Here is a 7,539-nt window from a genome sequence, read left to right on the forward strand (position 1 = left end):
GAATGCCGACAAACCTATGAGGTGATGCGATGAATATTCGAGTTGTCAAACAGGGGACTGCGTTATGGAATCTTGCGGTCATCGCCGTACAGAAGAAGTACCGCAGCGCTTACGAGGCGCAAATCGAACCCAACCCGGAGAATTTCGTCGTCGCGGTAGAAGGCGATCAGAATATTCTGGCTTGCGCAGGAATTACATTCGCCGAAAACGGAAAACTGTTTTCCGAGCAATATCTAGACAGGCCCATTGAATCTGCCATTCAAGAGATATGGCGATGCAAATATGGAAGAAACGAAATTGCGGAAGTCGGGAACCTGATTTCCGTCGACAAGAACGCATCGCTCAGTGTCATCAAACTTGTGCCACTGCTCGCCTGGTGCATGGGTGCCAAGGCCCTGCTGTGCACCATCACGCCCAAGGTCGCGGGGCTGCTGAACGCCTGCGACATTCGCTTTGAACCAGTGTGCGAAGCCGATCCGTCCAAGGTAGACGGCGGCGGACGCGCGTGGGGAAGCTACTACGCCAACAACCCCACCACCGGGCTGATCCACGTCGCCAACCACCGCGAGCTGTTCCAGCGGCTGACGACCTCCATGGACTTCATCCGGAGCAAGCAGGCGGCCCAACTGGAGGCCGTATCGTGAGCCTGAGCCATCAGCTATGCCACCAATTTCTGGGCAATCCGGAGCAGATTGCCTGTATCGACCACGATGCCGATGGTGGCGTTCGGCGCGTCCTTAGCCGGGGCCAGCTCGCAAATGCCGCGCACGTGCTGGCGGACTACCTGCAAGCCGAACTGCGATCCGACTTCGTCGCACCACGCCCTGTGGTTGGCATCGTCATCCGCAACAGCATCAACTGGCTGATCGCCGATCTCGCCTGCCTGTTCTCCAATCTCACCAGCTTGCCGCTACCGCAAGCCTTCACTCGCGCCCAGGCAGAACATTTGGCCGCCAAGTGCGATTTCTTCCTGGTCGATGAAGCTGGCGAAGCCACTCTGGAACAACGTTGGGGGCTGCAAACTTCTGCGGCACGCAAACTCAGGGTAGACCAGATGGCGCCAGCGCCCGGCGCGATGCCGGCATCGCCGCAACTCGCGCCGGACGGTAGCTGGATCTGCAAGATCATCCACACGTCTGGCACCACAAGCCGCCCGAAGGGCGTCTGTCTGAGCGAGAACGCCCTGGCCGCCACGCTGAGGAGTCTTCATGAAGCCCTGCCGGCCGGGTGTCATCACCGCTATTTGTCGCTGGTGCCGCTGAGCCTCCTGCTCGAGCAGATTACCGCGCTCTACATGCCGTTGCTGTCGGGCGGTACGGTCCACTTCTTGCCGGAAACCGTACCGCTGCTGGGTGAGCCCGGCGGCAGCGCCGACCGGATGATCGACTGGCTGATGAACGTGCGCCCTGGCGCCTGCACCGTGCCTCCAATGGTAGTCAACCGCCTGCTGACGAGGCTGGAACAGGGCGAGGCAGAGCTGGCCAACTATCTCCGCGCCGATGATGCCCCTCACGTTACGTGTGGCGGTGCCGCCGTCAGTGCCGAAGTGCTGGCCCGGCTGGCGGCGCTGGGCGTTGAGATTTTCCAGGGCTACGGTCTGAGCGAGAACGCCTCGGTGGTCAGCGTGAACACCCGCGCCGCCAATCGCCACGGTAGCGTGGGCCGCCCACTACCCCACGTCCAGTTACGTATTGCGGACGACGGTGGCATCCAGATCCGCAGCGCTTCGCAGTTCAGTCACTACTCCGGCGAAGACCCGAGCGCTTGCGCGCATACGGCCGATGGCTGGCTCGACACCGGCGATCTGGGCAACCTGGACGAGGATGGCTACCTGTTTATCAGCGGGCGCAAGAAGAACGTGATTTGCCTGCCTAACGGCCGCAACGTCAGCCCGGAGCAAGTGGAACTGGAGCTGCGCCAACTGGACGGCATCCATGACGCAGTCGTCTTTCTCGACAACGAAGATGGCCTTGTCGCCTTGCTGCACACCGGAGAAGTCTCCGACACCGCCCCTTGGCTCGGCTGGATGGCGGACAACCTGTCCGACATCGAGCGCCCCGCCAGGTTGTGGCTGCTGCCGCGCGGCAACGAGCTGCTCACCCGCCTTTACACCGTCACCGGCCGCCCGCAGCGCGGCGACATTGCGCAGGCATACGCCGCTCGCCGGGACATCTTTTCCATCAACGAGGAACATAACCATGAATACGGCCGTCTTGTTGCAGTCTGAGACCACCATCAAACGCATCTGTGCTGAAGACCTGCGTGAACTCCGGACGGAGGAGCTGCTTTCCGAACTGGCGCAGACTGGTGTGCTGCTATTCCGCCACGGCGCGGATACCGTCGACGACTTCTGCAGCTTCGTCAAACGCCACAGTTCGCGGCTCAGCCTGGACCCGGCACGCACCATGGAAGGCGGCGCCGCCCAACTGGTCGATGCCGGAACCGACGCGGTTGGCCTGCACTGCGAGAACGGCAACTCGCCGTTCTGGCCGGACCTGACCTGGTTCTATTGCAAGGAGGCGCCGCGCAAGGGCTCGCAAACTACCGTCTGTGACGGCGTGGCCGTGCTGGAGCGGTTCTCCGACAGCACCCGCGACTTCTTCGTGCAGAACGAGATCCGCTATTCGCGCAATGTGCAGGCGGCCAAGTGGAAACGGCTGGTGGTGCACTACACCCCGACGATCAACAATCCTGAACAGGTGAAGTTCGAGGATCTGCAGCGCATCATCGGCAAAGACCCGAATACCCAGATCACCTACAACCCAGCCGATGAATCCATCGGCTACGACTTCACGGTGTCGGCGGTATTGTGCTCGGCCATCGGCCGCCGACCGGCCTTTGCCAACAGCATTCTCGGCCCCTCGTACAACTACGAGAAGCCGCGCATCACGATCGCGGCCAGCGGTGAACCGATTCCGACAGCAATGATGGAAGAGGTGATTCGCGTGACCGACGCCAACACCATCCCCGTCGACTGGAACGACAACGACTTCGTGATGATCGACAACCGCCGTGTCATGCATGGCCGGCGCGCCATCGTTGACACCCGGCGCAAGATCTTCAATGCGCTCAGCTACCTGTGAGGAGGGCACCATGACCGCACGCGATGCCCTGCCTGCCCTGGCTCGGCCCATCTTGAGCGGGGAAGGCGAAACCTTGATCGACGTCGACGGCCGCCGTATCGTCGACCTGGCCAGCGGCCACTTGGGCTTCAGCCTTCCTGACGTCATCGACAAGGTGCGTGCACAGGCCGCTATCATGGGCCTGTCTAACCGGGTGATGATGTCCGAACCGCTGCTGCGGCTATGCCGGGAGCTGGCCGGCATGCTGCCGCCCACACTGTCCAACGCTTACGTGTGCAGCTCTGGCGACGAGGCCTTCGAAGGCGCGCTCAAGCTCTGCAAGGGTGTGCAGCCCAGACTGCAGCGTCTCGCCCACGTGCGTGGCAGCGAATTCGGCTCGCTGAGTTTCGGCCGCTGCCTGGAAAAGCCGGAAAGCTATGGTGAACTGCGCAGCTTCCTGGGCCTGGAAACACTGACGGTCGAGCACCACGGCCCACTGCCATCGGCCAGCGATCTGGCCCAGTGCTATGCGCTGTGCTACTCGCCACTGGTCCGTCACGACGATGGTTCGCTCGTGCCGCTCGCGGCCGAACGTCTGCGTGAAATTGCCAGCCTGGCCCGTGCCGCGAAGGTGCCGCTGGTCTGCCAGGCAAGCGAGGTTTGCCTTGGCACCACGGGCGTGATGTTCGGCCACGAACTGGCCGGGGTCGACCCCGACATTCTGGTGCTGGGTGGTGCGCTCGGCGGCGGCGCGGTACCCATAGGGTGCTACCTCACCTCGGCCGAGCGCGCTTACAGGGTGTACGGCTGCAGTTCGCCCGCCAAGCACGGCAGCACCACGGGCGGCAACCCGCTCTCCTGCACCGCCGCCCTCGCCGCACTGGACTACGCAATGCGGAACAACACACCCAGCCGGTTTGAAGCGCTCGGCAAACACGTCGCCGACATGCTGCCGGAGCACGTCTGCAGCGTGATTGGCGGCATCGTCAACCTGCGCGTGCCGGACAAAGTGGACGCATCCAGCCTGCCGGAACGCCTGCTGGCAGATGGCGTGCTGGTGCGGCCGCCGCGCGGCAGGACGCTGACCTTGCGCCCGTTGGCCGCCACCCGCACGCAAGCGCTTGACGAAGCCCTCGTTGTTATCAGGAAAGCACTCAATGACGACCACAACAATTGATCGCCGGCAACTGCTGGACACCTGTGAAAAACACTGGGGCGCATCGGCCGCCAAGCTGTACCGGATTGCCGGTAGCCAGGTCGAGGCGGAAGCCTCCGACTGTGAAGTGCGCGACCATGCTGGCCGCCGCTACCTCGATTTCGCGTGCAGCTACGGTGTGTTCATTGTTGGCCATCGCCATCCCACCGTGCGGCGTCGCGTCGATGCCCAACTGGCCCAGATGGCCTCGCTCGCGCATGGCACCATCCACCCCACACAGCAAGCGCTGACGGAGCGCCTGAAAGCCCTGGCACCCGGCCAGTGGGGCGACGTCCATTACATGTTGTCCGGTGCCGAGGCGGTGGAACACTCACTACGCTACGTCCTTGCCGCCAACGCGCCACGCTGCCGCATTGTCATTACCGCGGGGGCCTACCACGGCAAAACGCTGGCCGCGATGAGCATTCTCGGTCAGCGGCAGCACGAAGCCAGTTTCGGCAAGCTGGCCACCGACGTGGTCATCGTGCCCTATGGCGACATGGCGGCCATGCGTGAGGCCATTGGCGACGGTGCCTGCGCCGTGTACCTGGAGCCGATACTGGGCGGCGCCCACCTGCGCATGCCGCCGCTGGGCTACCTGCAAGACATCCGCGCGTTGTGCGACCGCACCGGCACGCTGCTCGTCGCAGACGAAATCCAGACCGCTTTCGGCCGCTGCGGCAAGATGTTCGCGGTGGAATACGCGGGCATCGAGCCCGACATCCTGATTTTGTCCAAGGGGCTGACCGGCGGATATGCATCCATCGCGTGTGTGATGTACCGCCAGCAGACGCTGGAGCGGCTGCCCGCGCCACAGGATGATCGCGGCAGTTGCGGGGGCCACCCCTTCGCGTGTGCGGCAGCCCTGGCAGCCCTTGATGTCATCGAAGAAGAAGGGCTGCTGCTAGCCTCCGTCGAGCGCGGCCAGCAGTTGCGCCAGGGCCTGATGGCGCTGGCAAGACGCTTTCCCGACATCATCGAGGACGTGCCCGGTATCGGCTTGATGACGGGACTGCGGCTGAAGGGCGCCGTGTATGAGTCGCTGCTCTCGATGGAGCTGGGCAAACGTAATGTACACACCGGCCACTCGATGAACGAGCGAGCGGAGCGCCCGGTACTGCGCTACTACCCGCCACTGACCGTGAGCGCCGGGACGATTGACGACGTGCTTGGCCGCAGCCGCGAGGCGCTGGAAGCCGTGGCCGCCATGCCTGCCTGGAAGATCGCGGTGATGCGCCGGGTGACGCGCTCCATGTATCGGCTCCCCAACGCGCTGCTGCGCAAGCTGTGAGGACTCCCATGAGCAATATCGACGCCCTGCCCCTGAGAGAGATGGTCCGCCTGCAACGGCGCGGCCACCTGACCAGCCGCGTGCTGGCCGAACACTACCTGGCGCGCATCGCGCGGCGTAATCCGGAGCTGAATGCCATCATCGAACAGGCGGCGCCCGAGCGTGTGCTTGCAGAAGCTGATGCCGCCGACGCCGCGTTACGGCGCGGGCAGTTGCAGAGGCCCCTGCACGGAGTACCACTGAGCTTCAAGGATGCCTGCCATGTCCGCGGCTTCCACCCGAGCCGTGGCGTACGTGAACTGCACGGCAAGCCCAGCGAAACCAGCGCGACGGTCGCCCAGCGGCTCTTCGACGCCGGCGCCATTGCATTGGGGCTGAGCAACGTGCCGGAGATGTGCATGGCTTTCGAAACCGACAACTTGCTCTATGGCCGTACGCTCAATCCGAACCATCCCGATCGCTCGGCCGGCGGCAGCAGCGGTGGCGAGGCTGCCGCCATCGCATCCGGCATGAGCCCTGGCGGGCTGGCCTCAGACGCCTGCGGCAGCGTTCGCGTGCCCGCTCACTTCAACGGCGTGTGCGGCCTGAAGCTCACGCAATGGCGCGCGCCGTTGACCGGCCAGTTCCCGCACGACCGCTCCGGCTTGTTCCATCTCACCTCATCGTTCGGCGTGATGGGCCGCTGCGTGGATGACGTGGCGCTGCTGGGCGAGCTGATCAGCGGCCCGGACGGCTACGACCCCGACACAGTCCCGGCGCCATTCCGTGACTACCGCACACAAGAGCTGGCTTCGTTGCGAATCGGTATCTGGCAGGAGAGCACCGGCCCCGCCCGGCCTTCTGCGGCCACCTGCACACTGCAGCAGCAGGCCGCGGCCTTGCTGGACGGTGCCGTGGCGTCCGTCGAAGAGACAACGCCGCCGATGATGGACGAGGCCTGCGAAGTGCTGTGGAACGTGTTGGTGCTGGGCGGTGACGGCGGCCGCAACTGGCAGAAGCTGTTCCAGCGCATGAACAAGCAATCGTTCTCGGCGCCCATTGCACAGATGCTGTCCTGGAGCACCGAGCTGGAAATGAGCGTTGACGAACTGCGCAGTGCGTTGGTCATGCGCGATACGGTGCGCCACCAACTGGCCGCGCTGTTCCGCGACATCGATGTGCTGATCAGCCCCGTCTACCCGGATGTCGCCTTCCGACATGGAGAATCGCTACGCGAACCGGCCGCTTATCGCTATGTATTTCCCTTCAGCCTCACCGGTTCGCCAGCGGTGGTGATACCCGTCGGCCGCTGCCCGCAGACCCGCCTGCCAATTGGCCTCCAGTTAGTCGGCCGCCATTGGGATGAACACCAACTGCTGGCAGTCGCCGCTCAGCTGGAAAGACTCCTGCCGGCGTGGCATCCGGTCCAGCGATCCTGAATAGAACGCGCTGTGGGGGTGACCCGTTTCCGTGGACGGTTAGGCGGTTGAATTTTGTGTCGGCAGATTTCCTCCAGGTTGGGCGCTTGCGCGAGTTGTCCACGGTCGGTCGGCGGGTCGCCTATCACGACCACGACGCCGGCCGGCGGTGGGCAACTCGCCAGCAGCGAGGATTTTTTGTTGATGCATCGCTTCGTAGCGGAGCGGGGCGTGGTAGCCGATCGCGCTGTGTCGGCGGCCGAGGTTATACCAGCCCTCGATGAAGGCGAACAACTCACGTCGAGCTTGCCCGTGTGATTCGAAGCGCGAGCGGGCCAGTAGTTCGCATTCCAGCGTGGCGAAGAAGCTTTCGCACATGGCGTTGTCGAAGCAATCGCCCACTGTGCCCATCGAGGGGCGTACTCCCGCTTCGCGGCAGCGCCGGCCGAAGGCAAGCGAGGTGCATTGGGCGGATTCAACCGGTCGTCGCAACGCCTTTAATCGGGGAGGTGTTGCGTGGGTCGAATTGCAGGATGGGTATATCAGATAACCGGGCGACGAGCGATGCACTCACCAGGTGCGCCGTCACTTCGA

Annotated in this window: 6 protein-coding genes and 1 pseudogene; 6 read left to right on the forward strand and 1 reads right to left on the reverse strand. The window is 63.8% G+C overall.

Features of this window, described 5'->3' with window-relative positions:
• Positions 1–29 precede the first annotated feature (29 nt).
• The 6 genes from PKKP23_RS31685 to PKKP23_RS31710 are packed head-to-tail and all read left to right on the forward strand — an operon-like array spanning position 30 to position 6,966.
• The gene (locus tag PKKP23_RS31685; protein WP_126879828.1) at positions 30–644 is read left to right on the forward strand and encodes a thermostable hemolysin; all 615 of its coding nucleotides are present in this window, start codon (positions 30–32) and stop codon (positions 642–644) included.
• Positions 641–2,227, forward strand: coding sequence for an AMP-binding protein (locus tag PKKP23_RS31690; protein ID WP_205703027.1), 1,587 nt, complete (start codon positions 641–643; stop codon positions 2,225–2,227). Before PKKP23_RS31685 ends, PKKP23_RS31690 begins: the two co-directional genes overlap by 4 nt.
• Complete coding sequence (locus tag PKKP23_RS31695) at positions 2,199–3,083, forward strand: TauD/TfdA family dioxygenase (RefSeq protein WP_126879829.1); 885 nt, start codon at positions 2,199–2,201, stop codon at positions 3,081–3,083. Before PKKP23_RS31690 ends, PKKP23_RS31695 begins: the two co-directional genes overlap by 29 nt.
• Positions 3,084–3,093: 10 nt before the next feature.
• Complete coding sequence (locus PKKP23_RS31700) at positions 3,094–4,239, forward strand: aminotransferase class III-fold pyridoxal phosphate-dependent enzyme (protein WP_161978181.1); 1,146 nt, start codon at positions 3,094–3,096, stop codon at positions 4,237–4,239.
• Positions 4,220–5,548: an aspartate aminotransferase family protein gene (locus PKKP23_RS31705; protein WP_126879831.1), complete on the forward strand. Its 1,329-nt coding sequence runs from the start codon at positions 4,220–4,222 to the stop codon at positions 5,546–5,548. The genes PKKP23_RS31700 and PKKP23_RS31705 overlap by 20 nt, the downstream gene beginning before the upstream one ends.
• An 8-nt stretch (positions 5,549–5,556) precedes the next feature.
• The gene (locus PKKP23_RS31710; RefSeq protein ID WP_126879832.1) at positions 5,557–6,966 is read left to right on the forward strand and encodes an amidase; all 1,410 of its coding nucleotides are present in this window, start codon (positions 5,557–5,559) and stop codon (positions 6,964–6,966) included.
• A gap of 180 nt (positions 6,967–7,146) precedes the next feature.
• Here the strand turns inward: PKKP23_RS31710 and PKKP23_RS31715 are convergent.
• Positions 7,147–7,422 (reverse strand): annotated as a pseudogene (locus PKKP23_RS31715) (integrase core domain-containing protein); the annotation flags it as partial.
• Positions 7,423–7,539: the final 117 nt, after the last annotated feature.

The sequence above is a fragment of the Paraburkholderia kururiensis JCM 10599 = LMG 19447 genome (genome assembly GCF_003986935.1).
Lineage (GTDB): Bacteria > Pseudomonadota > Gammaproteobacteria > Burkholderiales > Burkholderiaceae > Paraburkholderia > Paraburkholderia kururiensis.